We start from the raw sequence: 25,929 nt of genomic DNA on the forward strand, positions 1-25,929 counted from the left end.
TCAGACCCAACAATAAGGAAAAAATATCATGCGTTTGTCACAGAAAATTAGTCAACTTGGAACCCTCGAAAAAATCGTTGCCACCGGTGGTGTCCTTATCGGTGGTGCCGCCATCGTGGGTGCCGGTGCGTTCGCAACCTTCACGTCAACCGGAAACGCATCAATTTCAGCCGATGCCGGTGCCGTTAAGATTACAAATGTAACCGCTATGACAATTGGCGACATGGCACCGGGTGACGTCGTTTACAAAGAAATGACAGTTAACTTGCCATCGACGGCCGGTGCAGGAAACTTGGCCTCCGGACTCGAGCTATCGTTCGTCGCACCCAGTGGTGCGTCACTAGTCTTGGGCAACGATGGAAAAGGCAACAGCGGCGGGTCCTTACTGGATGCAACAACCGGACTCCAGTTCACTGTTCTGACGTGCCCAGTTGCGTGGACAGCAATTTCACCTGTTCCCACAACAGGGCCTCTCGTTGAATGCGTTGGTAGCGCCCCCACGGTGACATCAGCCGCAACAAACCTCAACGATTTTGTTTCCACTCACGCCATTCACACCTTTGCGCCTAGCGACTTTGGCCTAACCGCGACCACCTCAGGGACGTTTAACACCGATGGCGGTGCTGTACCTATTTATGCAATGGCTGTTTTCAGGCTCCCAGTGGGCGCTGACAACACATACCAAAATGCATCGACGGCCCTGAGCTTCACATTCGTTGCTGTCCAGCGTGCCGGTGCAACGAGCTAAAAATCGAATCACCTAACGTTTCACCTGTTCGACAGTAAATAGTTAGCTCGCAAGGAGACACCACATGCCTCACGGTTTGCATGTACCGGCAGTTCATCTGCCTGCACTGCATCTGCCAGTGGTGTCTCCTCGAGCTCGCCGCATCTTCTTCGCTATTCGTGTTCTGATCACAAGTTTGGTCGGTCTCGGAGTGTTACTTTCCGTGGCAATCTTTGCTCTCTCCGCGACGGGGACGGCACGATTAGTACCCGTCTTGTCAAACTCCATGGCCCCTAATATGCCTGTGGGGTCAATGGCACTGACGGTACCGGTTTCTAAAAGTAGCATTCAGGTCGGCGACGTTATTGTGTTTTCGAATCCTACGCAGCCGTCGACACGTGTCATCCACCGCATCACGCATGTCTACGGTCCCAATGAAGCCGATCAGTTCTCCAACTGGAACCCCGACGTGCTTTTTGCTACCACCCAGGGTGACAATAACCCTCAAGCCGATCCGTGGATCGTCACGATTGCCGATGCGACGGTCTGGCGCCTCCAAACATCGGTGCCTTTTCTCGGGTACCCAGCGATTTGGCTGGCGCAACCCCTTGCTCCCATCTGGCTTCTGGCAACTGGCGTACTCGTGGTCGCCTTGTGGATCCTCCGCTCTGTCTGGCACCGTCCCCGGGCGCATGAAAGCGTTGCACAGGAGGCATCATGAATCACCTTCGACTTCGGGTCTTAGTCCCTGTAATCCTTGGAATTGTCTTTTTGGGTACGTCCGTGGCCCTGGCGTCGTCCGGTGTATTTGGAACCTTCAGTGATTCGAGTGTGAGCAGTGTCAGCGTCGGTGCGGGAACAGTGAAGCTCTCTTGGAACGAAACTGCAACGGCGCAGTTGGACACGACCGTCGGTCCTCTCAAGCCCGCTGATTCTGTCCAGTTTGTGTCCGATCTCTCAAACTTCGGTGCCCTGAATCTCTCCACCATTCAGATTGCTGTGGCGGGCACGAATACGGGCTCCATTTCAGATGGCCTTCAACTCGCCATCGATTCGTGCACGGTTCCGTGGGTTGGCAACACGCCAAACTTTACCTGCGGGGCAGTGGCGAAAATAGTGAGTGTTGACCGCCCGGTCACAGGACTCATCAACCTTCCGGGTTCAGACGCTCTGACGCCCGGTGGCGTCGATCACCTACGTTTTACCTACCGACTGGCCGACTCGGCTCCGGCATCAATGGCGAACACCACGGGACACGTCACCATCATCGCTACGGCTATTCAACGAGCGGGTCAAACGAAGTAACTAAAATTAAACAACAATGCCTCCCGTTTTAGTTTTTCTTGCCACGTGGCATTTCGACGCCGTCGCCGTCGCGGCGATCGTCGTTTATGCCATGCTCTACCTCCTCGGAGTCCGGTCGCTGCGCCGCCGTGGGCACGCTTGGCCGCGGCGTCTCACCGCGTATTTCTTTGTTCTCGGGCTGGGCTCGTTCGCGTGGGTGTCTTTCGGTTTTCTGGGAACGTACAGCACCGAGCTGCGCTGGGCCTTTACCACCCGCGTGGTTCTGCTGTTGTTCGTGGTTCCGGCCGGGCTCTCGCTCGGCAAACCCATCGCCCTCGCGCTGATAGTCCTCCGGGGCAAGCCCCGCCGCGTCCTGCGCACCATTCTGAGATCCTGGCCACTGCGGCTCATCTCCAACGCCGTTTTTGCGACCTTCTTTGCCCTCGCCTTGTTTATGGTTTTTGTGACGCCCTTCGCGGGCGTACTGCGGCAAAGTGATATTTCGCAAGCAATCTTTACGATTGTCGTGCCGCTGATGGGTCTGCTCATCATCTTGCCGGCGTCGGTGCGCAACGTTCGTGTGACGACGTTTCTTATCACGGCTCAGTTTTTGCTGGTGTTTGCCGAGCTAATGATGGATGCGATCCCGGGCATCGTCATTCGAATTCAAGAGACGGTTACCGATCATGTAGGTACCGTAGCCGGAGTCCTGCCGTTGTGGTTTCCGAACCCGCTGCGCGATCAGCAGCTATCAGGCGACCTGCTGTGGGCTATCGCCGAAGTGGTCGATATTCCGGTGTTGGCACTGCTGTTCATCGTGTGGCGTCGCTCCGATAAACGTGACGCCAAGGATGTCGACAAGTTGAGTGACGAACAGATGGATGAGCTCGTGAAAGAGCATCTTCGTGGTCCCTATTCGGCAGGCCGCTAGGGATTTTCGACTCAGCAGCCGGCGCGGGCGTGCGGCGGAATTTTTTCACCGCTCAGGCTCAGGAGTTGCGCCGGTTTCTCGGAGCAGACATTCAGCCTTTGCGGCCTACGATTGAAACATGGACTTTCTGATTCCGCTCCTCATTGTTATTGCAATCGTTGTCATTATTGGCATTGTTTTGTGGGCGACATACAACGCCCTCGTGACGCTGAACGTTCGCGTTGACGAAGCGTGGAGTGACATCACCGTTCAACTCAAGCGCCGTGCCGATTTGTTGCCCAACCTGATTGAGGCCGTCAAAGGGTATGCGGCTCATGAGAAAGGTGTCTTTGAGGCCGTAACCAAGGCTCGGGCCGAGACTCTTTCGGTCAGCGGTCCCGCGGATGCCGCGGTTGCTGAGGGGCACATGCAGGCAGCCCTGAAGAGTCTCTTTGCCGTTGCTGAGGCCTACCCTGAGCTTCACGCGAGCCAGAACTTCTTGCACCTGCAAGGTGAGCTTGTCGATACGGAAGACAAGATTCAGGCTGCCCGTCGTTTCTACAACGGTGGTGTGCGCGAGCTCAACACGAAGATTCAAATCTTCCCCAACAACATGTTTGCCAAGCAACTGGGTTTCCATAACCGTGACTTTTTTGACGTCGCGGATGCCGCGGCCATCGCCGAGCCCCCTCGCGTTCAGTTCTAATCACCACTGAAGCCGCAGATCTCAACCCCCACTCTTCACTCTGACAAGCAGGGTTAGTCATGTATTCCGCTATTGCGCGCAACAAACGCAACACGATCTTCATCATGGCCATTTTTATGGTCCTCATCGGCGGTCTGGGGTGGGTTGCCGGGGCTTGGTATAAAGATCCCAATATCATTTTTTGGACCGTTGGTGCCGCCATCGCCTACGTCATTTTTCAGTACTTCCTTTCTGGCTCCGAGGCGGTAGCCCTCAGCGGCGCCATCCAGATTGACAAGTCCGATAACCCGCGGTTTTATCGCATTGTCGAAAACCTCGCCATCACTACGGGCATGCCGATGCCCAAGGTGTACATCATCAACGACCCGGCCCCGAACGCTTTTGCCGCGGGGCGCGACCCCAAGCACGCTGTTGTGGCCGCTACTTCTGGTCTGCTCGACATCATGGAAGATGACGAGCTCGAGGGGGTCATGGCGCACGAGATGGGGCACGTTCAGAACTATGACATCCGCGTTTCGGTCATTGTGTTCGGTCTCGTCGTAGCCGTTGGTTTCATCGCGGATATTTTGTTACGGATGTCGTTTTTCGCCCGCGGTAGCCGTGACAACGGTGGCGGGAATCCCGTGGTCCTCATCTTCGGCCTCGTCGCGATGATCGTGGCCCCTCTGGTGGCGACGATGGTGCAACTCGCGGTCTCCCGCCAGCGCGAATATTTGGCTGATGCCACGGGGGCTCTCACGACACGGCATCCCGAGGCTTTGGCCCGAGCGCTCGCCAAGTTGGGGCAATACGGTCGTCCGCTTCAGAAAAAACCCACCAGCATGGCGCACATGTGGATCTCCGAACCCGACAAACCCGGCGTGGTCGCTCGCCTGTTCGCCAGCCATCCGCCACTGCAAAGCAGAATCGACCGCTTGCGTGCCATCGGGGGCAGCTTCTAAAGTCGTAGAATCGGGGGTATGCCGCTCACCACGTTTGCCGGACCAAGCCTTGCCGAGTTCGAGGCCGCACGACTTGTTGTTACTGAGGTAACGCAACCCACTCCCATGGAAACCTCACGGTTTCTGGGCAGTATTTTGGGCTCACCGGTGTTCTTAAAATGTGAAAATCTGCAGCGCACCGGCAGCTATAAACTCCGTGGCGCCTACAACCGTTTGTCCAAGCTCACAGCCGAAGAGCGTTCCCATGGCGTCGTGGCGGCGTCGGCGGGCAATCACGCTCAGGGCGTGGCTCTCGCCGCCCGAGAACTTGGAATCAAGGCAACCATCTACATGCCGTTGGGCGTAGCCCTTCCCAAGTTGGAGGCCACGCGCGATTACGGCGCCGAGGTCGTGCTCGAGGGTCACATCTTCAATGAGTCTCTGGCGGCCGCTATCGAGATGGCGGAGCGGACCGGGGCTATGTTTATTCCCCCCTTCGATCACGCGGATATTATTGCCGGCCAAGGAACGTTGGGCCTCGAAATCTTGGACGAGATTCCTGATGTCGACACCATCATCGTTGCCATCGGAGGCGGCGGGCTCATTTCGGGTGTCGCCAGCGCCGTCAAGCAGAAAGCTGCGCTACTCGGCCGCACCGTGCGCATCATTGGGGTTCAGGCCGAAAACGCCGCCGCCTATCCTCCCTCCTTGGCCGCTGGGCACGCCGTGACGATTGACGTGCATCCGACCATTGCCGACGGAATCGCGGTCGCGAAACCGGGCCTCCAAAACTTTGACATCATCAAAGATGCCGTGGACGAGGTGGTGACCGTGAGTGAGGACGACACCGCTCGTGCGATGCTCATGCTCATGGAACGCGCCAAAATGGTCGTCGAACCGGCCGGAGCCGTTAGTGTCGCCGCAATCCTGGCAGGCAAAGTCACCGACGCCGGTAAAACGGTCGCCATTCTCTCCGGTGGCAACATTGATCCCTTGGTCTTGCAGCGCATCGTGGCACACGGACTGGCCGCCTCTGAGCGGTACTTGAAGCTGCGCATAATGCTTCCCGATCGCCCCGGGCAACTTGCCCGCACGGCGCAGATCGTGTCCGACGCCAACGCGAACGTGGTCGAGGTGTTGCACACGCGTCACGGGCGCGGTTTGCAGATTGGCGAGGCCGAACTTGAGTTGCACATCGAAACGCGTGGCAAAGAACACCGCCAACTCGTCGTAAAGCGCCTGCGCGACGAGGGTTTCAAGGTTCGCATCAGCGACGACATTTAGGGGATCATCATCTGCACGCGCATTTTTTGGAACAACAACGGAATCGCCAATGTCACAAGTCGCTGCATGGACTGGGGCGTGTCCGACGAGCCCGAGTTGTGGTTTCTGCCGCGGGGCCTCAAGCGCGCGGCGGTGGGGGATCCCCAGCCGTTGACCTGGGAATCAAAGTATTCGAGCGTGAGCACAAGCATGTGGGGGGTCGGTGCCGCCGATGGCATCAATGAGCACGGCCTCGCCGCACATCTCCTGTATCTCGACAACGTCACGTGGCCGGCAGTTGACGATCGCCCGGGGCTCACGCACGCGCTGTGGGCTCAGTACGTTCTCGATAACTACACGACGGTTGCGGAGGTGTTGGCGGACCTCGCCTCGTATCGACTCTTCTCTCCCGACATTCGCGGTCAACAAATTGGTGTGCATCTTGCCATCGAGGATGCCTCGGGCGACTCGGCCATTATCGAACCGCACAATGGGGAACTGATTGTCCACCACGGCCGTGAATACCGTGTGATGGCGAATTCGCCGCTTCTCGATGAGCAGCTCGAGAACCTCGCACGTTACGCACCGTTCGGCGGCGAGCTACCGCCTCCCGGCGATATCAAGAGCATGGACCGCTTCGTTCGGGCTAGCTACTTCTTGAACTACCTGCCGAAGCCCGAGACCACGGATCAGGCTCTCGCGGGAGTGTTTCAGCTCATCCAGAATGTCGCCGTGCCCTTCGGCGCTCCGGATGAGCAATGGGGCGTCTACCCGACGTGGTGGTATTCGGTGTGTGAACTCGACGAGCCAACCTACTATTTTCAGTCTCGGCTCAGCGCCACCCCCGTGTGGATTCGGCTCAGCGATATTGCCGATGGAACCCAGGTCCTCAGTATTGACCCGAGCAACCCTCGCCTTTTTGGGGATGTCTCAGGGCTGCTCACGCCGGCAGAACTGACCTTTTAGCCAGTAAAGGTGGCGACGTTCGTGATCTCGACGTGGATTTCACGGCCGTTGGGAGCTTCAAACGTGACGGACTGCCCAATTTTGAGGCCAAGAATCGCGGCGCCCATGGGGCTGGCTTCGCTGTAGACCGTAAAGTCGGTGCCAGCCGCAATTTCGCGATTTCCTAATAGGAAGACTGACTCGTCGCCGGCAACCATCGCGGTAATAACCGTTCCTGGCTCGACGACACCGCTGCTTACCGGAGCCTCGCCCACGGTGGAATCTTTGAGCAGGGACTTGAGGGCGTGAATGCGCGCCTCAATCTTGCCTTGCTCGTCTTTGGCTGCGTGGTAGCCACTGTTTTCCTTGAGGTCGCCCTCTTCACGAGCGGACTGAATGCGCAGTGCAATCTCTTCACGGCCTGTGGTCGATAACGTTTCGAGCTCAGCTTCGAGACGGTCGTAAGCCGCTTGGTTGATGAATTTTGCGATGGGCGCTTCAGCCATGATGATCCTTATCCAACGAGTTGTAACAGCCTAGGTGAGCCAACAGGAGTACACCAAACCTGTGGTGGCGAACTCCGATGTGGTGACGGTCTCGGTTATTTGACGGATGCGTTCCGTCGACGCCGGATAGACAAAAATCTTCCAGCCCACGACCGCAAAGTCGGGATTAAGAGCCTGGATGGCGCAGGCCGCCTCGCGACCCTCGGTGACGGTGAGATCAAAACTCACACTGACCTGAGCATCGCTGATGAGGGAGTGCCCGGTGTCCCGGAAGACGACGCTGGGCTTGAGCCCCAAGACATCGGTCCACAGTAACCACACAATAATTGCCCCCAACGTCAGCGCAGCAATTGACCCCAGAAGGATGCGCCGACGAAGCGGGTTCGCATTTTTGGGGGAGCGGCCGTAACGGTCATCGAGCTGCGTGCTCACACGGTTCTCCCAGAGATATTCCTGCCCACCGACGGTACGCTTTACCTCTAAGGGTATGCGCAATTTGTGCTCCTTGTTTTTGTAAAAAGTCTTCAGATGGCACCACCGGAGGAACCTGTGTTTTTTGTCGCAGCTGAGCTTGACCCGAACTTGGTGACGCCCGGCGTCGTAGGTTTCTTTGCAACGTTTTTCATAGCGGGCATGACGGTTCTGTTGGTTTTTGACCTGGTGCGCCGCATCCGTCGCTCACGTTATCGTGAAGAAGTAGGAATCCTCCTCGACGCCGAGGTTGCGGCTGGTGAGGCGGCTGAGCAAGATCGCCAAGCCGCCAACTAGTCGCGTTTGGGCTCATGCTGGAGGGCTGTCAAAGCCCGTTAGGCGTTGTACATCGGCGCAAGCGCAATGATGAGCACCGCGCTCCAGTGGCATAAGAATGCCAAAACCGTCAGTGAGTGGAATATCTCGTGAAAGCCGAAGACTCCCGGAACGGGGTTTGGTTTCTTCATTCCGTATATGACGGCGCCCACGGTATAGAGCAGACCGCCAGTCAGAACCAGAATCATCATCGGAACGCTCGCGGTGAACAGAGGAACGATGTAGGCAAATGCGCCCCATCCCATCAGAACGTAGAGCGGAACGTAGAGCCAACGTGGGGCGCTAATCCAAAAAACGCGGAAGGCGATGCCGAGCACCGTTCCGGACCAGACCATTACCAGCAGGAGAGTGCCTTGCGCGGGAGGAAGGGCGAGCACCGCGAGGGGCGTGTACGTGCCCGCGATCAGCAAGAAAATATTCGCGTGATCGATACGCTTCAGGATGATTTTGGTGCGTGGCTTCCAGGTGAAGCGGTGGTACAGCGCCGAATTGCCAAAAAGTAGCAGTGACGTCAACACAAAGACGGCAGAGCTCCACTTGGCGGCGGGGCCGTGGGCGAGAACCAAGAGCACTATTCCTGCGACAATCGCAATGGGAAAGACGCCGGCATGAATCCAGCCGCGCCACACTGGTTTTGTTTCTTCGTCCCGTGCATTCATACTCGCCAGAATACGACCTTGAGCGAGCCCGCGTTACTCCAACGTTGGCTGTTCCTTCTTTTCTCTGCGGGCTAGAACAGTAACGATGACCACGATAATCACCAGGAAGACGGCGCTGGTGATTGTTGTTCCGAGCCCCAATCCTCCCGCATCGGTGGGTTGCGAGAGCAGGTCGCCAAATGCGGCACCGAAAGGGCGAGTGAGTACGTACGCAGCCCAGAAGGCGAGGACGGCGTTCAGCTTGAAGAAGAAGTGAGCGCCCGCGATGACGGCAATGACGCTCGCAAAAATGATGCCCGAAAGCAGGTAGCCCAAGTCGAGACCCTCGGAGAACAGGTCGCCGCCGGCTGTACCAAGCGCAAACGTGAGGAGAATCGCCAGCCAGTAGAAGGCTTCGCGACGAAAGGTTGTGATCGAGTGAATCGACAGGGTGCGTTCAGTCGCAAACCAGGCAATGAAGACAACGGCGAGCGCAATCGCAAAGATGACCGTTGTCATCCAAAGTTCGATACCGAGGTTATCGGTGAGGTTATCGGTCACCAGTGTGCCAAAGACGCTGATGAACACGACGGTGACCCAGTAGGCGGCGGGCACGTAGCGATGTTGACGGAACTGCACGATGAGGGCGACGATAAGCAACGCCAACATGACCACGGTGGTGCCGTTCAAGCCGAGGCTCAGTGTGGTCGAGAAGAAATCGGCGACCGTCTCACCGACGGTGGTGGACATAATCTTGACGATCCAGAAAAGTAGGGTTACTTCGGGCACCTTGTTGAGGAGCGTGCGGCCGATAGTGGCGGGGGGCAAAGTTGTCATGGCATAACAGTGCCCGAATATTCCTATCAATCGGCTGTGAAGGATCGCAATCATTCGCTGCTTGACGAGGACGGACTTCGACTAACGTAAGAAGCGTGAATTCCCACGCACATCGCCCCGGCTTTCTCTATGGTTTGTACCAAAAGCGACTGCGCCATGGTCTTACGACCGACGTGCTTCCGCACCACATCGGCATGATTGTGGATGGAAACCGGCGTTGGGCCAGAGAGCGTTTTTTGGAGAGCGCCTCCCATGGGCATCGCGCCGGTGCCCTCAAGGTTCCCGAGTTTTTGGTCTGGTGCGATGACATCGGGGTCCAGATGGTCACTCTGTACCTTCTTTCCACTGATAATTTGACGGGTCGCGACACGGCTGAGCTCACCGAACTCTTCGACATTATTGGCGATCTGGCCGAGGGCCTCTCCCTTTATCGCGACTGGAAAATCAAGCACGTCGGAAACGATGAAGGCCTTCCCGCACCCCTTCTCGAGCGACTCGTCGCCGCGGAAGAGCGCAGCAAGAACAACACGGGGCTTCATGTGAACCTTGCTATCGGTTATGGCGGCCGGGCCGAGATTGCGGATGCGGTGCGCAGCATCATCGCCGAACATCAGTCGCAAGGCGGCAGCATTGACGATCTGGCCGAGAAACTCACGCCGGAACTGATCAGCGCCCATCTCTACACGGGAGGGCTGCCGGATCCGGATCTCGTTATCCGAACATCCGGTGAGCAAAGGCTCTCCGACTTCATGTTGTGGCAGAGCGCCCACAGCGAGTTCTACTTCGTGGAAGCCATGTACCCCGACCTGCGCGAGGTCGATTTCTTGCGTGCCATGCGTGACTACACGCGGCGCGATCGTCGCTATGGTGGCTAACGTTTAACACTCATGTGTCGCCTTGATGAACGAGGGCGTGTCGCGTGCCTTTTGTGAGCAAGCCGACGTAGTTTCTAGTCATGAGCCCGCAGAGCAGTGGCGCCACACGATCCCGCACCTCGGGATTGCGCCAGACAAGTGAAAAAGTCCGTCAAACCGAGCGTACCTATGTCTTAGATACCTCGGTTTTGTTGTCTGACCCGCAGGCATTGTTTCGGTTCGCCGAACATGCCGTGGTCATTCCCGTGGTGGTGATTAGCGAGCTGGAGAAAAAACGGAATGACCCCGAAATCGGTTATTTCGCCCGGCAGGCGTTGCGTCATCTCGATGACTTGCGTGTCAAACATGAGCGGCTCGATTTTCCCATTGCCATTGGTGACGGCGGGTCCCTCCGCGTTGAGTTGAATCACACGAACCAGGCTGTCTTGCCTTCGGGGCTGCAGTTGGGCGATAACGACTCGCGAATCCTCGCGGTTGCCATGAACCTCGCTAACGACGGCCTAGCCGTGACGGTGGTTTCCAAAGATTTACCCATGCGTGTCAAGGCCGCCTCCATTGGCCTGTCAGCTGAGGAGTATCGTGCCGAACTTGCTATCGATTCCGGATGGACCGGAGTCGCCGAGATTACCCTCAGCGACGAGCAGATGGCCGAGCTGTACGAGTCCGACACGATTCGCGTGCGCGAAGCAGTAGACATGCCCGTCAACACCGGGCTCATCATTCACTCTGGACGCGGTTCGGCTCTCGGTCGGGTCGGCGAGAAGGGTGAAGTCAAGGCTGTTCGCGCCGATAAAGATGTCTTCGGACTTCACGGTCGTTCGGCCGAGCAACGTCTCGCTATCGACATGCTTCTCGACCCGAGTGTGGGAATTCTTTCGCTTGGGGGGAGTGCCGGAACGGGGAAGTCGGCGCTCGCACTGTGCGCCGGTCTCGAAGCCGTTTTGGAGCGTCAACAGCACAAGAAGATCGTGGTCTTCCGGCCGCTGTATGCGGTAGGCGGCCAAGAACTCGGCTACCTTCCCGGTGACGCCAGCGAGAAAATGAACCCCTGGGGTCAAGCGATCTTTGACACCCTCGGCGCCCTCGTATCTCAGAACGTTCTGGATGAGGTCGTTGACCGTGGGTTGCTCGAAATCTTGCCGCTCACGCATATCCGGGGCCGTTCGCTACACGATTCGTTCGTCATCGTGGATGAGGCCCAGTCGCTGGAGCGCAACGTGCTCCTGACCGTACTCAGTCGCATTGGGCAGAACTCGCGCGTCATCTTGACTCATGACGTAGCCCAACGCGACAACCTGAGGGTCGGTCGTCACGACGGTATCGCGAGCGTCATTGAAAGCCTGAAGGGGCACGCGTTGTTCGGTCACGTCACGCTCACCCGCTCCGAGCGCAGTGCCATTGCAGCTCTCGTCACCGAGCTGTTGGAGTCGCCCGACTACAACGCCTAAGGCGGCCTTGGGCGGCCTACATCAGCCTGAAAATCTCAAAACGCAACAAACTTCTTAGTGTTCATAGTGCAACTTGTGGAAGACCCCCGCCGTGCGGGGGTCTTTTGCATTAGCGTGCGCATATGAATTCCTGGGGCTGGCTGTTGCTGGCATATATTGCCGCGGTGACGGTGCCGCTCTTCGTTATTGACATAGGCTCGCGGCGCCTCCCCAATCGCCTCGTGTTGCCGGGCTATCTGGTGGCAGCGGTGAGCCTGGTGTTGGTCTGGGTAACAGACGGCGATTTCTCCGCAACGGTAATCCCGTGGTCGGTCTTGCCGGCGGAACTCATCGCCCTCATCTCAGGTGCGGCCTACATGCTGTTTCTTTTGCTCCTGAGCCTTACTGGTGGCATGGGAATGGGGGATGTGAAGCTTGCCGGCGTTTTGGGAATCGCGGCTGGCCTTGTTGACCCAACGGTGAGCGTACTCTCGCCACTGCTGGCATTTGGTCTGGGTGGCCTCGCGAGTGCCGTCATCCTGATCGCCCGTCGTGGAACGCGGACAAGCCGCATCCCGTTCGGTCCGTTCATGTTGCTCGGCTTCTGGATTGCGGTTGCTCTGGGGCTCCTCCTCCCCAGCTAATTCACGCTCATGTCTCTTCTTCCTCCTCAATCAGAGAGTCAGGGCAGTCGTCAACAGGTTCGCGTGACGGCAATGAGGGCGCTACGGGCGCTCTGTGGCACTGAACGCGCTGCGACCCCGGGCCGCATCATCGAGTTGCCTCATTTGGTGGCCTGAACATCCCCCGTCTTCATTGACATGCCTCGTTTGGTGGCCTGAACATCCCCCGCCCTCATCGAGTTGCCTCGTTTGGTGGCCGACACGCCGACCGAGGTCGCCAAACGAGGCATGTCGACGAAAATCTTCGGTTTGAGGTCACTAAAGGTGGCATGTCGAATGTGTTTGCGGAAGCGTAAGTATTTTGGGCGCGGTGGTGTCGATCGTTTGTCCGCGGGGGCAATTCTCATTGTTTGAGCTGAGGAAGCGGTGCTGTCGCGATGGGCGACGACGCGGTGTTGTTTAGCCGGGGTGCGTCATGGACAGCACGTCCAGGGCAGTGTCTAGCTGGTCCAGCGTGACCTCTCCGCGCTCAACGAACCCGAGGTCGATGACGGCCTCGCGCACGGTCATCGCCTTGGCAACGGCGTGCTTGGCAACTTTGGCGGCAGCCTCATAACCGATGACCTTGTTCAAAGGTGTCACGATGGCGGGGCTGGACTCGGCCAAAGCGCGAGCGCGGTCAAGATTGGCCACGAGACCAACGATGGTCTTGTCGGCTAAGACCTTGCTCGACTCGGTGAGAAGGCGAATTGACTCGAGAATGGCGGTGCCCATGACGGGGATCGCTACGTTGAGCTCGAACGAGCCGGAGGCGCCGCCCCACACGACGGTGGCATCGTTTCCGATAACGCGTGCGCAGACCATGAGAACAGCCTCGGGGATGACGGGGTTGACCTTGCCGGGCATGATGGAGGAGCCGGGCTGCAGGTCAGGGATGTGCAATTCGCCAAGACCGGCGTTCGGGCCTGAACCCATCCAGCGAAGGTCGTTGCAGATCTTGGTGAGCGAGACGGCAACGGTGCGTAGGGCACCGGATGCTTCGACCAGACCATCGCGGTTGGCCTGAGCCTCGAAGTGGTTGCGGCTCTCGGTAATCGGAAGACCTGTTTCGTTTGCGAGCAACGCGATGACGAGCTGAGGGAAGCCCTTGGGGGTGTTGATGCCAGTCCCAACGGCGGTGCCACCAAGGGGAACCTCGGCGACGCGGGGGAGAGCGGATTCAATGCGCTCAATGCCATAGCGAACTTGGGCAGCGTAGCCGCCAAATTCCTGGCCAAGAGTGACGGGGGTGGCATCCATCAAGTGGGTGCGGCCGGCTTTGACCGCTGTAGCCCACAGGTCAGCCTTGACCTCTAGGGCTTTGGCAAGGTGGTCGAGCGCGGGGATCAAGTTGTTGATGAGGGCGCTAGTAACCGCAACGTGAACGGATGTGGGGAACACATCGTTGGAGGACTGCGAGCAGTTCACGTGGTCGTTGGGGTGCACAGGCTTGCCGAGGCTGCGGGTCGCCAGCGTTGCCAGAACCTCGTTCATGTTCATGTTTGAGCTGGTGCCACTACCGGTCTGGTAGACATCGATGGGGAACTGGCCGTCAAACTTGCCGGTGGTGACCTCGTCGGCGGCCAACGCAATGTTCTGCGCGATCTCCTCATCGAGCACGCCGAGCTGGGCGTTGGCGAGGGCAGCCGCCTTCTTGATACGGGCAAGAGCGGCGATGTGGGCCGACTCCAGTACGGAACCGGAGATGGGGAAATTCTCCACCGCACGCTGCGTCTGCGCCGCGTAGAGGGCATCCTTGGGGACGCGAACCTCACCCATGGTGTCGTGTTCAATGCGGTACTCAGTTGCGTTGTTCTCGACCACGAAAGGCATCCTTGCTGTCTGGTTTGTGACTGATTTTTTAAAGGAAGAATCTATTCGATCATTCCGACGACGACATCGGGTAAAACGCGACCCTGACCGAGTCGATAGTTGGCGCCGACAATGGCAAGGTTACCCTCAGCGATGGCCGCCGTGATGAGTTCGGAGGACTCCAGGAGCTCAGCAATGGTGTCCCGCAGGTGCTCGCGCCCGACGGCGAGAGCATCAACGGAGTCGGGGTCCAGCGTTCCATCGGGAGCGAACAGACCGGCGGCACCAGCGACCCGTCGGATGGCTGGTGTGATGCGCGCTACGAGGTTCGCAATGTGGGGCGGGAGCTCAACGGCATCGGGGCCGAGCATGTCGATGGCGCCTTTGACAGCGCCACAGTTGTCATGACCGAGCACAACGATGAGGGGAACCCCCAGAACTCCGACGGCATATTCGAGGGAACCGACCACCGAATCCGAGATGATCTGACCTGCATTTCGCACCACAAAAAGGTCGCCCAGCCCTTTATCGAAGATGATTTCTGCGGCCAAACGGGAATCTGAGCATCCGAAGAGTGCTGCCATAGGCTTTTGTTCAATGATGAGTTCATTGCGGCGATCAACGTCTTGGTGAGGATGGGCGGGTGCGCCGGCGACAAAGCGCTCATTTCCGAGTGACATCTGCTTCCAGGCATGGGCAGGAGTGACGATCGTCATGATTTGCTCCTTTCGATTTCGGCCGAAATCTTCTCGGCCAGCGTGGTAAATTCTGCGTCGTTTGCCGTACCGTACAAAACAAAAGTACTGTCTCCGTGGACCGTCACAAGGGCATACGCAAGATTCTTCGCATCTTCCATTGACCGGTAGTCATATTCGGTCCACACGATGCCGCCGATTGTGCGCGCGGCGGTAGGTGAATGGCCCTTCAACGTGTTGGCAACCCACGTGGGGTTCGCCACGAGGGCTTCTTTATAACCAATGAATTCGCTCGTGGGCGTAATGAAGCCCACGTACCAACTTGTGACACTATCGGAGGCACTGGAGCGAACCTCGGCGGCGTTTGCTGCCCACCCCTCAGGCATCTGTGGGGTGACGAGTGTGCCCCCCATGCTGAGCGCTGCCTGTTCGCTCAAGGCCACGTAGTCAACCTGCCAATTCGGCGTGACATTCGAACGAGGGACAGCGAAAAAGATAACGGCGACAAGGCCGACGGTGGCCAGCATCGAGAGCACGAGGTTGTTCACGGTCTTGCGCTGCACATACAGGCGGGAGTTTTCGGCTTTTCTGGCCTGAGTTTCCGACGCCGTCTCGGGGCGCCCGAGCCCGGCAACAATCTTTGGTTCTTTGGGAGTCTTGCTCATGCCGGTGGGGCAGAGGTATCGACAGTTGTCGCAGCAGCGTCGAGGCCGGCGCGAGCAGCGTTCAGGCGCTCCTTGGCACCGATGAGCCATTCCTCACATCTTGTGGCAAGGGCCTCGCCGCGTTCCCACAGGGCCAGAGTCTGCTCCAGCGTAGGAGAACCCTGCTCGAGTTCGGAGACGACATTGACGAGCTCGTTGCGAGCTTCTTCGTAGCTGAGCTTTGCGGTATCTACTGGGGCTGCCATGGTTATGATTCTACCGATCGGGGTCCGTTGCTGACCGCGTCGATGACGCCGTTCGCAAGTGTGAGAGCAAAGGATGTCTTGGCTGGAGCATCAGCAGCGGCGCGCACAATGTGTCCGTCTTTCATGACAGCAATGGCGTAGCCACGGTCAAGGGTTTGCTGGGGCGAAAGGGCACGAAGTTGGGCTCGGAGCTGCTGAGTTTCGGCCGCCGCGCGATCAAGGCGACGTTCCACCAAATCGGACCCACGCTGAACGTGCCGCATGACGTCTTCGGCGCGACTGGTGATGATCCACTCGTTGTCGGCCAATACCGGTCGAGAGCGCACTTGCTGCAGCTTCTCCCATTCGCCGGACACGAAGGCGGTGACTCGCGTTTGGATTCGCCCACGTGCATCGAGAATCCGAGCGAGCTCCTCCGTTACGTCGGGAACGACGCGTTTCGCCGCATCCGTGGGGGTGGAGGCTCGCAGATCGGCAACGTTGTCGAGAAGCGGGCTATCGGCTTCGTGCCCGATGGCACTGACGATCGGAGTGACACACGCAGCAGCGGCACGCACGAGCCGCTCGTCGCTGAAGGGGAGAAGGTTCTGAAAGTCGCCACCACCGCGAGCAACGATGATGACGTCTACCTCGGGGTCCGCGTCGAGCTTGGCCAGCGCCGCGATTACCTCACCGATCGTCTGATCTCCCTGAACGTGGGTGTGAATGGTCTTGAAGACGACCTGGGGCCAGCGGAGGTGAGCATTCTTGAGGACGTCTTTCTCAGCATCCGAATCTTTACCTGTTATGAGCCCGATGCACTGGGGCAGGAACGGCAAAGCCTGCTTGCGGGAGGCGTCAAAGAGGCCCTCACTCGCGAGCTGTTTGCGCAGGCGCTCCAGCTTCTCGAGCAGATCGCCGAGGCCCACATGGCGCAACTCCAGCACATTCAGACCGAGCTGACCGTTCTTCTTCCAAAAATCTACGCGCACGAGGGCAATAACGCGGTCGCCCTGCTTGAGATCGGCGGGCATCTTCGACTTCGCCGAGGACCAGACGGTGAACCCCATAGTCGAGTCTTCGGTGAGGTCTTTGAGCTTGCCAAAAACCCCGGAAGACCGAACGTCCCACTGGGTGATTTCGCCCTCCACCCACACCAACCCCAAGCGGTCTAGGTAGGACTTGAGCTTGGTCGTGAGGGCGGCAACGGGCCACGGCTCGTCGGGGGTTGCGCTGACATCACTCATGATTGACAAGGCTAGCGCGCACCACCGACTTAGACTTGAGAGGTGAGTAACGTATCGATAGGTCTTGGCATGCCCCGCCTGCGCGGCCAGGCCCTGACAATCCCCAATTTTCCCGTCGACAAGCCCAAGAAAGTGCTCTTGGCAGCCCCCCGTGGCTATTGCGCCGGTGTCGATCGCGCGGTCATCGCCGTCGAAAAGGCTCTCGACCTCTACGGTTCGCCGGTCTATGTGCGCAAAGAGATTGTGCATAACGTGCACGTCGTTTCCACGCTCGAGGAACGCGGTGCAATTTTTGTGAACGAAGTGGATGAAGCTCCCGCCGGTTCCCACCTCGTCTTCAGCGCTCACGGCGTTTCTCCCGCCGTAGTCAAAGAGGCTGCCGACCGCAACATGCAGACCATCGACGCCACCTGCCCTTTGGTCACCAAGGTGCACCGCGAGGCCGTTCGGTTCGCCCGTGACGACTACGAAATTCTCTTGATCGGTCATGCCGGTCACGAAGAAGTTGAGGGCACGGCCGGTGAGGCCCCCGATCATGTCACCATTGTCGACAGCCCCGCGGCGGTTGCCACCGTTGTCGTCAAGGATCCCAACAAGGTTGTGTGGTTATCTCAGACCACGCTCAGCGTGGACGAGACGATGGAGACGGTGCGTCTGTTGCGCGAGCGCTTCCCGAACCTGCAAGATCCCCCCAGTGATGACATTTGCTATGCCACGCAGAACCGTCAGGTAGCGATAAAAAAAGTGGCCCCGGATGCCGACCTCGTCATCGTCGTGGGCTCTGCCAACTCCTCCAACTCGGTCCGTCTCGTCGAGGTTGCCCTCGAATATGGCGCCCGCGCCGCGTACCGCATCGACTACGCGCACGAGGTCAAGCCCGAGTGGTTCGAAGGCGTGGCGACCGTGGGCGTGACCAGCGGGGCATCCGTTCCCGAAGATTTGGTTCAGGATCTGATGGCGTTGCTGGCTACGGGTGGTTATGACACGGTCGAAGAAGTGAAGACAGCCGAGGAAGACTTGCTCTTCTCGCTACCGAAGGAACTGCGCTTCAACGTCACCGGCGAAGAAGACGCTCGCGCTCGCGGCGGTCGCGTCTAGAATTTTTCGAATTTAGCTGTTTTGACCGGGCGTCTTTGTGGCGGAAGTGTTCTGAATGTAGGTCAGGATTGCGTTCCACGCGGTGGGGTCTGCGACGAACGCGAACACCATAAAGCCCAGAACCACGGCGCTTGAAATAGCGAAGCCGACGACGGGAACCCAAAACGCCATTTTGCCGGCGCGCATGCGACGGATAGCCCACCAAAAGGTCAGGCCGATCACGATGGCTTGGGAGAAAACAATTCCCCAGCCGAGTATTTTAGCCAAGCCCATGTTTGCGTAAGGGGCGAGGTTGAGGCCCGGCTCCATGGTGTTCAGCTGATCGAAGGCGGCGTTGAGGGTTCGCGTGAGGTTGACGTAGTCGCCGAGCCCCGAGACGATCGAAAATACGGCGACTCCGAGCAACCCCCACGTGATGAAGCGATCTGATGCCAACTTGGCCAAGGCCACTGTTCGGGTCTTTTTTTCTTCTTCGGAGAGGTTCTGATTCGAATCGGCGCTCGGGGGAGAACCGAATATGGCGGCGATGGCTTTCGGCGGTTTGGGTGGTTTTGCGCCCCCGACTGGCTTGGGTAGCTTGCCGGGCTTTTGGGAAATATCAGGGGTTTGATTCGCTGTGGGTGCGCTCGCCACCTTGGCACTGGTCGCAGTGCTTGCCGCTTTTGTCTTTGCGGCGGCTTTTGCGGCCGCCTCTGCCGCCTTTAGTGTCTCTGGAGTGTGGGGCGCATTTGCTTCGGGATTCCACGACCAGCCCTCCGGTGCAAGCTCGCCGAACTCTGGTTGCGCCGGAGGGTTTTTCTGGTCTTCAGACATAAATGCGATGGTCCCCTTGGTTTACTTGCCCGAGTGCCCGGCGGAGCCGAGCTGGTGTGTTGCTTGGATCACGCGAGCCGCCATAGCAGTCTCGGCGATCTTCCCCCACGCGCGTGGGTCGTAAACCTTCTTGTTACCAACGCCGCCGTCTACCTTCAGCACACTGTCGTAGTTCTTCAGCATTGTGTCGGCAATCGAACGAGTAAAGGCGTACTGAGTGTCCGTGTCAATATTCATCTTGATGACACCGTTGGAGACTGCCGTGGCGATCTCTTCGTCGGTGGAACCCGATCCGCCATGGAAGACGAGGTCGAAAGGCTTGGGGCCGTGGCCGTGAACGGCGGCCACGCCATCCTGAATTTCTTTAAGAATTTCGGGTCGAAGTTTGACGTTACCGGGAGCGTAAACGCCGTGAACGTTTCCAAACGTCATGGCAGCCATGTAGCGGCCGTGCTCGCCGAGGCCCAACGCTTGAACGGTCTTGAGGCCGTCTTCGACGGTGGAGTATAGGCTGTCGTTGATCTCGTGACTGACGCCGTCTTCTTCTCCGCCGACGACACCAATTTCAACTTCGAGAATGGCGTTAATTTGCTTCATCTTGGAGAGCAGAAGGTGGCCGATTTCCAAGTTCTCCCGCAGAGGGATAGCCGAACCATCCCACATGTGCGACTGGAAGAGGGGTTCGCGGCCAGCTTTGACTTCCTCAAGGCTTGCGGCAATGAGGGGCAAGACGAAGTCGTCGAGGGCGCCCTTGGGACAATGGTCGGTGTGGAGCGCAACGGTGACGGGGTAATTCTTGGCCACTTCAGTAGCGAACTTGGCGAATGCGATGGCGCCCGTGGCGCGACCCTTGACGGTGTGACCAGCAAAGTAATCGGCGCCGCCGGTCGTGACCTGAATGATTCCGTCGGAACCTGCTTCGGTGAGGCCTTGGAGAACTGCGTTAAGAGTTTGAGAGCTGGAAACGTTGAACGCGGGGTACGCAAAAACGTTGGCCTTCGCTTTGTCTAGCATTTCAGCGTATTGGTCCGGGGTTGCAACGGGCATGATGTCTCCTTCTTGGCCGCAAACAATGGCATGTAGAGCAGGGAAGCCCTCGAATCATTCTAGTGAAATCCCGACAATTCTAGGCGAGAGCCCTGACGTGTCCGGGGCCGCTCACGGCATGCCCTCACCCCACTATCAGCCTGACCGATAAGCTGAAAAATGTGATGAGTAAAAACACCGGAACCCAGGATCTGCACCCCGACCGCAACTTGGCCATGGAGTTGGTGCGTGCCACCGAGGCAGCGGCCATCCGCGCCTACCCCTTTATTGGGAAGGGCGATAAGAACGCTGCCGATGGCGCCGCTGTTGATGCCATGCGTGCTTTCTTAACCACGGTTAACTTCGCCGGCGTCATCGTCATTGGTGAGGGCGAGAAAGACTCCGCCCCGATGCTCTTCAACGGCGAAGAAGTTGGTAATGGCCACGGCCCGGCGTGCGACATTGCCGTCGATCCCATTGATGGCACGAGCCTGACCGGCGCCGGGCGCCAAAATGCCGTCTCGGTCATTGCGGTGGCTGACCGCGGCACGATGCTGGATGCCTCATCCGTCTTCTACATGGACAAGCTTGTTGCTGGGCCTGAGGGCGTTGGCGTGCTCGACATCCGTCGCCCCATCGGGGATAACATTCGTGCGCTGGCAAAGGCCAAGGGCAAAATTGTTTCTGACATGAGTATTGCGGTGTTGGATCGCCCGCGTCACGCTCAACTGATTGACGAGATCCGTGCGTCCGGTGCTGGAACCCGCATGATGCTGGATGGTGACGTGGCCGGCGGAATCAACGCGGCGCGATATGACTCCCGCATCGACATGTGCGTTGGCATTGGCGGAAGCCCCGAAGGAATCGTGACGGCCTGCGCCATCAAGGCCTTGGGCGGCTTTATTGAGGGCATTCTGGCTCCTTTGGATGAGGCTGAGCGCCAGCGCGGAATCGATGCGGGCCTCAAGATGGACCACGTTTACGACGCCAACGGGCTGGTCTCCAGCGATAACACCTTCTTCGTCGCCACGGGTGTCACCGATGGCGGTCTCGTCGACGGCGTTCGCCGCATGGGGCCCGTTATCCGCACCGACAGCATCATCTTGCGTGGTCACTCAGGAACGATTCGCCGCGTTCGTGCTGACTACCGGGCCGACCGCTGGATGTAAGGCTTTCTATCCGCCACCGACCGCTAGTCGTTAGGAAATCGGGCGAACGAGCTCGTCGTCGACGATTCGCTGGCGCGCCAAGACAATTCCGGCGGCGGATCCCGAAAGGGAAATCACGGTGAGAAAAATGAGAGCCGCGGTCCAGTTGCCCGTGACGGAAAAGAGCATGCCGAGAGCTGGCGGGCCGGACAGTGCCACAACGTAGGCGATAGTTGTCGCAAAACCGCTGAGCGCCATCGACGTCCGGGGGGTCCGAGTCCGCAAGTTGACCATGACGAGCGCCAGGGGAAAAAGCAACGGTCCCGAGCCGGCAATGATGACCCAGAGCAAAGTTGCCTGCGTCGGGAAGAAAATCAATCCGGCATAGCCCACGAGAAAACAGGCCGTGGCGATGTGTACGAGGTAATCGACCCGCCGGACACGAGCCGCAATCATGGGCAGGATGAGCGCAAAAGGTGCTCCCATCGCCGCAAAGACTCCCAGCAAGGCACCCGCCTGAACGAGGGAGACGTTGGAAATATCACTCAGGATGATGGGCATCCAGGCAAACATGGCATAGCCATTGATGGAGGAGACGGCCAAGATAATCGCGATTGCCCAGGCGGTGGAAGAACGCCAGATGGCAACATGGTCCGGGTGAACCTCGGTCGTTGCAGCAAGGGCAGCAGCTTTTGCGGCGCTGCGATTTCGTGAGATCTCAATGATCCAAGGAATGAGAGCTAGGACGGCGATGATGCCCCACTGACCAAGGAATCCTCGCCAAGAAATGCTGTGGCTAAGCGGCACGGCAATCAGCGGGGGGAGGAGGGAGCTAATTGCCACGAGCGTCATGTAGAGCGAGGTCATGAGGGGGATGCGGTCCGGGAAATACTTCTTTACCAGAGGCGGCATCAACACATTGCCGAAACCCATCCCGAGCAGAGCAAGAAAAGTTCCCACGCTGAGACCACCCCAGTTTGCGGCGGTGGCGCGAAGAATGTGACCGATGATAATCAGGGTGAGGGCGATCACGACGGTGTATTCAAGGCCAGCGCGGCGAGCGATCTTCGGGGTAAAAATACCGCCCAGGGCGAAACACAGGGGAGCGATGAAGCCGAGGAATGAGATGGCGAAGATGCTGAGAGGAAAGTCTTGCTGAATCAGCGGGATGATGGGCGACAGCCCGGCCACGGCGAGGCGCATGTTTAGCGCAACGAGCAGAATCCCTGCAAAAACGAGAAAGCGCCCACGCCACAGCGGGAGGGACGGTTCAGGAAAATTTCGCGGGGAGGGCATTCTCTCAATCATGCACCTAATTCAAGGTGTCAAATTTCCGCTCGCACGGAGAGGTGACTGTTAAAAAAACGCGATTACGCGGGCTCGCCCGTTGGCAGCGCCAATTCAGGATCAACTAGTTCGGCCGCGGTGATGGGGCGAGGGGCTTCGTGGATTTCTGCGCTCTCCGCGATGATTTTTGTTGGATCGATGCCAGGGAACTTGCGCGCTGTGGTGAGAACGCGAGTCTCCAGCGCGCCGACAAAGCCGTTGTAGTGCTTGACCGTGCTCTCGATGGCCTTGCGCAGATCTTCGGAGTGCTTCGTCATCGTTGCCAGTCGTGAGTAAAGTTCGTTACCAAGATCGAAGAGTTTCTTGGCCTCATCGGTGACGACTTGCTGTTGCCACGTGTAGGCAACTGTTTTCAGCACGGCCCACAGGTTCACGGGGGAGGCAAGTGCCACCCGTTTGCTGAACGCGTAGTCCAGAAGAGTCGGGTCGGCTTCCAGCGCCGATGCCAAGAGGGACTCACTCGGAATGAAGGCCAGCACGAACTCGGGGCTGAAGTCGAAGCCGGTCCAGTAGTTCTTACTGCTGAGGGCATCTACGTGTGCACGGACAGCTTTCACATGAGCCTTGAGCAGAGTCTCGCGTCGGGCAGCCTGCTCGCCCGTTGCTGTGAGGGGAATTTGACTAGCTTCGAGATAGGAGTTGAAGGGCACCTTGGCGTCAATGACGATGGTCTTGCCGCCGGGCAGGTTGATAATCATGTCGGGGCGAATAACCCCGGTATCAGTTGTCATGGTCTGCTGGGTATCGAAGTCGACATGTGCAGTAAGGCCGGCGACCTCTACGAGTCGGCGAAGTTGAGCTTCGCCCCACGTGCCACGAACGCTATTCGACGACAGGGCGCTGGCGAGAGACTGGGTGGTAGCGCGGAGTTCCTCACCAAATTGACGAGATTCTTTCAGTTGCTGTTCTAGAGCGCCATACTGCAGGCTGCGTTGCTGTTCGAGTTCAGACACCTTGGTCTGCATCGTGCGAAGGGTCTCTTTCACCGGCGCGAGGGCCTCGAGCACTTTGTGCTCTTCCCGCGCTCGCTCGGTTTCTTCATCAGCGCGGCGTCGGTTCTCGTCACCAAGCTCCCGGTTGCGCTGCTCGAGCGAGAAGATTTGGGCGTCTTTTGCGATGACGGTCGCTTCGGCCGCAGCGAGCCGAGGGGCTAGATCCTCCAGCACAATCCCCGCGCCCACACGGGCTTTCAGCAGCCAACCGAGGGCCAAGCCGACGGCAAGGCCCGCGATGATTCCGAGGGCTAACACGAGTATGAGATCCATGTCTTCAGTGTGCCAGTCACGACTGACACTTGCGGGTCGGCGACCCGTCCCCCACAGCAATTTCCCGCCAAGATTGCCAGCGAGTAGAATTTTGATGTCAATATGTCATAACATAGTGAAAGTCACACAGTTGTGAAAGTGTCACCGTCACCCTACGAACACGGAAAGTTGTACATCGCAGTATGACCGCCTCAACGCGCACTCCCTTTGATGTCCTCACGATTGGTCGTGTGGGTGTCGACATTTATCCCCTTCAAGATGGGGTTGGTCTTGAAGACGTTTCCACATTCGGTAAGTACTTGGGCGGTAGCGCCACCAACGTTGCTGTCGCCGCAGCGAAGCATGGCCTGAAAGCGGCCGTCATTACCCGCACGGGTAACGACCCCTTTGGCACGTATATTCACCAGGAGCTCGCGCGCCTCGGCGTCAGTGATGAGTATGTCTCCGGTGTCGCCGGCCTGAACACGCCCGTAGTCTTTTGCGAGATATTCCCGCCCGATGACTTCCCGCTCTACTTCTACCGCGAGCCCAAGGCCCCCGACCTCGTGATCAACGCCACCGAGCTCGACCTTGACGCCATCCTGCACGCCAAGATCTACTGGTCAACCGTCACGGGTCTGTCCCAGGAGCCCAGCCGCACGGCGCACCATGTCGCCTGGGATGCGCGCGGCCGCAAGCCTCTCACCATCCTGGACCTCGATTACCGACCAATGTTCTGGAACTCTCCCGAGTTGGCCAGCGCCGAGGTTGACAAGGCTCTGGGCAAAGTCACCGTTGCCGTGGGGAACAAAGAAGAGTGCGACATTGCCGTTGGAGAAACGGAGCCATTACGGGCAGCGGATGCTCTGCTCGAGCGCGGTATCGAACTTGCGATTGTCAAGCAGGGCCCCAAGGGCGTTCTGGCCAAGACTCGCACCGAGACGGTGGAAGTTCCTCCCTACTTTGTCGATGTCATCAATGGCCTTGGTGCCGGCGATAGCTTTGGCGGAGCCCTCTGTTACGGGTTGCTTCAGGAATGGCCGCTGGAGCGCATCCTCCGTTTTGCAAATGTGGCCGGTGCTCTTGTCGCCAGCCGCCGTGAATGTTCAACCGCCATGCCGACCACGGCCGAAGTTGAAGAAATCCTGAAGGGGCTCGACGCATGAAAAATCTCGACTTTGACAAGCTTCGCGAAACCCGTGCCGCTCATCCGGAACGCATCGCCGAGATTTTTGCTGCGCGTAAACGGCGCGAGTTGATTCGCGGAGACGGACGTCTCTTCATCGTTGCCGCCGACCACCCCGCTCGTGGAGCGCTCAGTGTCGGCTCCGACGAGAGTGCAATGGCAGATCGTTACGGACTTCTTGAACGCCTCGCCACCGCACTGTCGCGCCCCGGTGTTGACGGCGTTTTGGGCACCCCTGACATCATCGAGGACCTGGCGTTACTGGGCCTGCTCGATGACAAAATTGTCGTCGGATCCATGAACCGCGGAGGGCTCAAAGGCGCATCCTTTGAAATGGATGACCGTTACACGGCCTATGACATTGAAAGCATTATGCGCTCGGGCTTGGACTTCGCCAAGAACCTCTTGCGCATCAACCTCGCCGACGCAGGTTCGGTCACCACGTTGGAAGCAACTGCCATGGCGGTCAGCGATGCCGTCGATGCGACACTGCCCATCATGCTGGAACCGTTTATGAGCGAATGGGTCGATGGAAAAATTCGTAACGACCTCTCCACGGATGCCGTTATCCTCTCAATTTCGATCGCCGCTGGTTTGGGTAACTCCAGCTCGTATACATGGCTGAAGCTTCCCGTTGTTGCCGACATGGAACGTGTCATGGCCTCGACCACGTTGCCAACGCTCCTGCTCGGTGGCGACCCTGAAGGAAACCAAGAAGAAACATTTGAGGCCTGGAGCAAGGCACTTGCGCTTCCAGGAGTGCGGGGTCTGGTTGTGGGCCGCAGCCTGCTCTACCCTCAGGATGGGGATGTCGTGAGCGCTATTGACGCAGCAGCAGCCCTCGTTCACGGCGCTTAAATTCAAGAATCTGAATTTGACGCTTAAATTTCACACCGAAGAAATATCCGAACTCGATA

General features: G+C 58.3%; 29 protein-coding genes. 16 read left to right on the plus strand and 13 right to left on the minus strand.

Annotated elements, in window-relative coordinates:
* The first annotated feature begins 28 nt into the window (after positions 1-28).
* The 8 genes from FB555_RS00815 (at position 29) to FB555_RS00850 (ending at position 6,776) form a co-directional block, all read left to right on the plus strand.
* Positions 29-748 carry a hypothetical protein gene (locus FB555_RS00815; RefSeq protein ID WP_182483551.1) on the plus strand — a complete coding sequence of 240 codons (720 nt, stop codon included), beginning with the start codon at positions 29-31 and terminating at the stop codon, positions 746-748.
* A 64-nt stretch (positions 749-812) separates the two neighbouring features.
* Entirely contained in the window at positions 813-1,448 is a 636-nt protein-coding gene (locus FB555_RS00820) for a signal peptidase I (protein WP_182483552.1), read from the plus strand.
* A complete protein-coding gene (locus FB555_RS00825; protein WP_182483553.1) occupies positions 1,445-2,032 on the plus strand; it encodes a TasA family protein in 588 nt (195 codons plus the stop codon). Before FB555_RS00820 ends, FB555_RS00825 begins: the two co-directional genes overlap by 4 nt.
* A gap of 16 nt (positions 2,033-2,048) precedes the next feature.
* The gene (locus FB555_RS00830; protein WP_246323492.1) at positions 2,049-2,942 is read left to right on the plus strand and encodes a cytochrome c oxidase assembly protein; all 894 of its coding nucleotides are present in this window, start codon (positions 2,049-2,051) and stop codon (positions 2,940-2,942) included.
* Between the two features lie 118 nt (positions 2,943-3,060).
* Positions 3,061-3,627 carry a LemA family protein gene (locus FB555_RS00835; RefSeq protein ID WP_182483554.1) on the plus strand — a complete coding sequence of 189 codons (567 nt, stop codon included), beginning with the start codon at positions 3,061-3,063 and terminating at the stop codon, positions 3,625-3,627.
* 59 nt (positions 3,628-3,686) lie between these two features.
* Positions 3,687-4,568: a M48 family metalloprotease gene (locus FB555_RS00840; RefSeq protein WP_182483555.1), complete on the plus strand. Its 882-nt coding sequence runs from the start codon at positions 3,687-3,689 to the stop codon at positions 4,566-4,568.
* Positions 4,569-4,586: 18 nt separating this feature from the next.
* A complete protein-coding gene (gene ilvA / locus FB555_RS00845; RefSeq protein WP_182483556.1) occupies positions 4,587-5,831 on the plus strand; it encodes a threonine ammonia-lyase in 1,245 nt (414 codons plus the stop codon).
* A 21-nt stretch (positions 5,832-5,852) separates the two neighbouring features.
* Positions 5,853-6,776, plus strand: a complete 924-nt coding sequence (locus tag FB555_RS00850) for a linear amide C-N hydrolase (protein WP_343046400.1) — start codon at positions 5,853-5,855, stop codon at positions 6,774-6,776.
* On the opposite strand, the gene greA is transcribed toward FB555_RS00850, so the two are convergent.
* Positions 6,773-7,261, minus strand: coding sequence for a transcription elongation factor GreA (gene greA, locus FB555_RS00855; protein ID WP_182483557.1), 489 nt, complete (start codon positions 7,259-7,261; stop codon positions 6,773-6,775). The two genes, FB555_RS00850 and greA, sit on opposite strands and share 4 nt — an antisense overlap.
* Positions 7,262-7,291: 30 nt before the next feature.
* A complete protein-coding gene (locus tag FB555_RS00860; RefSeq protein WP_182483558.1) occupies positions 7,292-7,693 on the minus strand; it encodes a DUF4307 domain-containing protein in 402 nt (133 codons plus the stop codon).
* 96 nt (positions 7,694-7,789) lie between these two features.
* Between FB555_RS00860 and FB555_RS00865 the strand changes: the two genes are divergently transcribed.
* Positions 7,790-8,029, plus strand: coding sequence for a hypothetical protein (locus FB555_RS00865; protein ID WP_182483559.1), 240 nt, complete (start codon positions 7,790-7,792; stop codon positions 8,027-8,029).
* A 38-nt stretch (positions 8,030-8,067) separates the two neighbouring features.
* Here the strand turns inward: FB555_RS00865 and trhA are convergent, their stop codons facing one another.
* Positions 8,068-8,727: a PAQR family membrane homeostasis protein TrhA gene (trhA, locus tag FB555_RS00870; protein ID WP_182483560.1), complete on the minus strand. Its 660-nt coding sequence runs from the start codon at positions 8,725-8,727 to the stop codon at positions 8,068-8,070.
* 33 nt (positions 8,728-8,760) lie between these two features.
* A complete protein-coding gene (locus FB555_RS00875; protein ID WP_220475725.1) occupies positions 8,761-9,543 on the minus strand; it encodes a COG4705 family protein in 783 nt (260 codons plus the stop codon).
* Between the two features lie 95 nt (positions 9,544-9,638).
* On the opposite strand from FB555_RS00875, the gene FB555_RS00880 reads away from it, so the two are divergent.
* The 3 genes from FB555_RS00880 to FB555_RS00890 all read left to right on the plus strand — a co-directional run bounded on the left by FB555_RS00880 (position 9,639) and on the right by FB555_RS00890 (position 12,489).
* Complete coding sequence (locus FB555_RS00880; protein WP_182483562.1) at positions 9,639-10,418, plus strand: isoprenyl transferase; 780 nt, start codon at positions 9,639-9,641, stop codon at positions 10,416-10,418.
* An 80-nt stretch (positions 10,419-10,498) separates the two neighbouring features.
* Entirely contained in the window at positions 10,499-11,866 is a 1,368-nt protein-coding gene (phoH2, locus tag FB555_RS00885) for an RNA 5'-3' helicase PhoH2 (RefSeq protein ID WP_182483563.1), read from the plus strand.
* 122 nt (positions 11,867-11,988) lie between these two features.
* Entirely contained in the window at positions 11,989-12,489 is a 501-nt protein-coding gene (locus FB555_RS00890; RefSeq protein WP_182483564.1) for a prepilin peptidase, read from the plus strand.
* Between the two features lie 438 nt (positions 12,490-12,927).
* Here FB555_RS00890 and FB555_RS00895 read toward each other — a convergent pair whose 3' ends face one another.
* From FB555_RS00895 to xseA, 5 genes are read right to left on the minus strand one after another with little or no spacing between them, the layout of a single operon-like run.
* Positions 12,928-14,331, minus strand: a complete 1,404-nt coding sequence (locus tag FB555_RS00895) for a class II fumarate hydratase (protein WP_343046361.1) — start codon at positions 14,329-14,331, stop codon at positions 12,928-12,930.
* A 50-nt stretch (positions 14,332-14,381) separates the two neighbouring features.
* Positions 14,382-15,035: a carbonic anhydrase gene (locus tag FB555_RS00900; RefSeq protein ID WP_182483566.1), complete on the minus strand. Its 654-nt coding sequence runs from the start codon at positions 15,033-15,035 to the stop codon at positions 14,382-14,384.
* A complete protein-coding gene (locus FB555_RS00905; RefSeq protein ID WP_182483567.1) occupies positions 15,032-15,679 on the minus strand; it encodes a DUF4245 domain-containing protein in 648 nt (215 codons plus the stop codon). The genes FB555_RS00900 and FB555_RS00905 overlap by 4 nt, the downstream gene beginning before the upstream one ends.
* A complete protein-coding gene (locus FB555_RS00910) occupies positions 15,676-15,924 on the minus strand; it encodes an exodeoxyribonuclease VII small subunit (protein ID WP_182483568.1) in 249 nt (82 codons plus the stop codon). Before FB555_RS00910 ends, FB555_RS00905 begins: the two co-directional genes overlap by 4 nt.
* Positions 15,925-15,926: 2 nt before the next feature.
* Positions 15,927-17,150, minus strand: a complete 1,224-nt coding sequence (xseA, locus tag FB555_RS00915) for an exodeoxyribonuclease VII large subunit (protein ID WP_182483569.1) — start codon at positions 17,148-17,150, stop codon at positions 15,927-15,929.
* 69 nt (positions 17,151-17,219) lie between these two features.
* On the opposite strand from xseA, the gene FB555_RS00920 reads away from it, so the two are divergent.
* The gene (locus tag FB555_RS00920; RefSeq protein ID WP_182484230.1) at positions 17,220-18,248 is read left to right on the plus strand and encodes a 4-hydroxy-3-methylbut-2-enyl diphosphate reductase; all 1,029 of its coding nucleotides are present in this window, start codon (positions 17,220-17,222) and stop codon (positions 18,246-18,248) included.
* A 12-nt stretch (positions 18,249-18,260) separates the two neighbouring features.
* On the opposite strand, the gene FB555_RS00925 is transcribed toward FB555_RS00920, so the two are convergent.
* Both FB555_RS00925 and fbaA read right to left on the minus strand, forming a co-directional pair.
* The gene (locus FB555_RS00925; protein ID WP_182483570.1) at positions 18,261-19,061 is read right to left on the minus strand and encodes a DUF6264 family protein; all 801 of its coding nucleotides are present in this window, start codon (positions 19,059-19,061) and stop codon (positions 18,261-18,263) included.
* Between the two features lie 21 nt (positions 19,062-19,082).
* Positions 19,083-20,108 carry a class II fructose-bisphosphate aldolase gene (gene fbaA, locus FB555_RS00930; protein WP_182483571.1) on the minus strand — a complete coding sequence of 342 codons (1,026 nt, stop codon included), beginning with the start codon at positions 20,106-20,108 and terminating at the stop codon, positions 19,083-19,085.
* 164 nt (positions 20,109-20,272) lie between these two features.
* Between fbaA and glpX the strand changes: the two genes are divergently transcribed.
* Positions 20,273-21,256, plus strand: coding sequence for a class II fructose-bisphosphatase (gene glpX, locus FB555_RS00935; RefSeq protein WP_182483572.1), 984 nt, complete (start codon positions 20,273-20,275; stop codon positions 21,254-21,256).
* Between the two features lie 30 nt (positions 21,257-21,286).
* Here the strand turns inward: glpX and FB555_RS00940 are convergent, their stop codons facing one another.
* The gene (locus FB555_RS00940) at positions 21,287-22,543 is read right to left on the minus strand and encodes an MFS transporter (protein WP_182483573.1); all 1,257 of its coding nucleotides are present in this window, start codon (positions 22,541-22,543) and stop codon (positions 21,287-21,289) included.
* 62 nt (positions 22,544-22,605) lie between these two features.
* A complete protein-coding gene (locus FB555_RS00945; protein ID WP_182483574.1) occupies positions 22,606-23,847 on the minus strand; it encodes a DNA recombination protein RmuC in 1,242 nt (413 codons plus the stop codon).
* Positions 23,848-24,029: 182 nt separating this feature from the next.
* Here FB555_RS00945 and iolC point away from each other — a divergent pair, with 182 nt between their 5' ends.
* Together iolC and FB555_RS00955 are read left to right on the plus strand one after the other, a co-directional pair.
* The gene (iolC, locus tag FB555_RS00950; protein ID WP_182483575.1) at positions 24,030-24,992 is read left to right on the plus strand and encodes a 5-dehydro-2-deoxygluconokinase; all 963 of its coding nucleotides are present in this window, start codon (positions 24,030-24,032) and stop codon (positions 24,990-24,992) included.
* Positions 24,989-25,870, plus strand: coding sequence for a class I fructose-bisphosphate aldolase (locus FB555_RS00955; RefSeq protein WP_182483576.1), 882 nt, complete (start codon positions 24,989-24,991; stop codon positions 25,868-25,870). The genes iolC and FB555_RS00955 overlap by 4 nt, the downstream gene beginning before the upstream one ends.
* Positions 25,871-25,929: the final 59 nt, after the last annotated feature.

Source organism: Alpinimonas psychrophila, assembly GCF_014137865.1.
In the GTDB taxonomy this organism is placed as follows: Bacteria; Actinomycetota; Actinomycetes; order Actinomycetales; family Microbacteriaceae; genus Alpinimonas; species Alpinimonas psychrophila.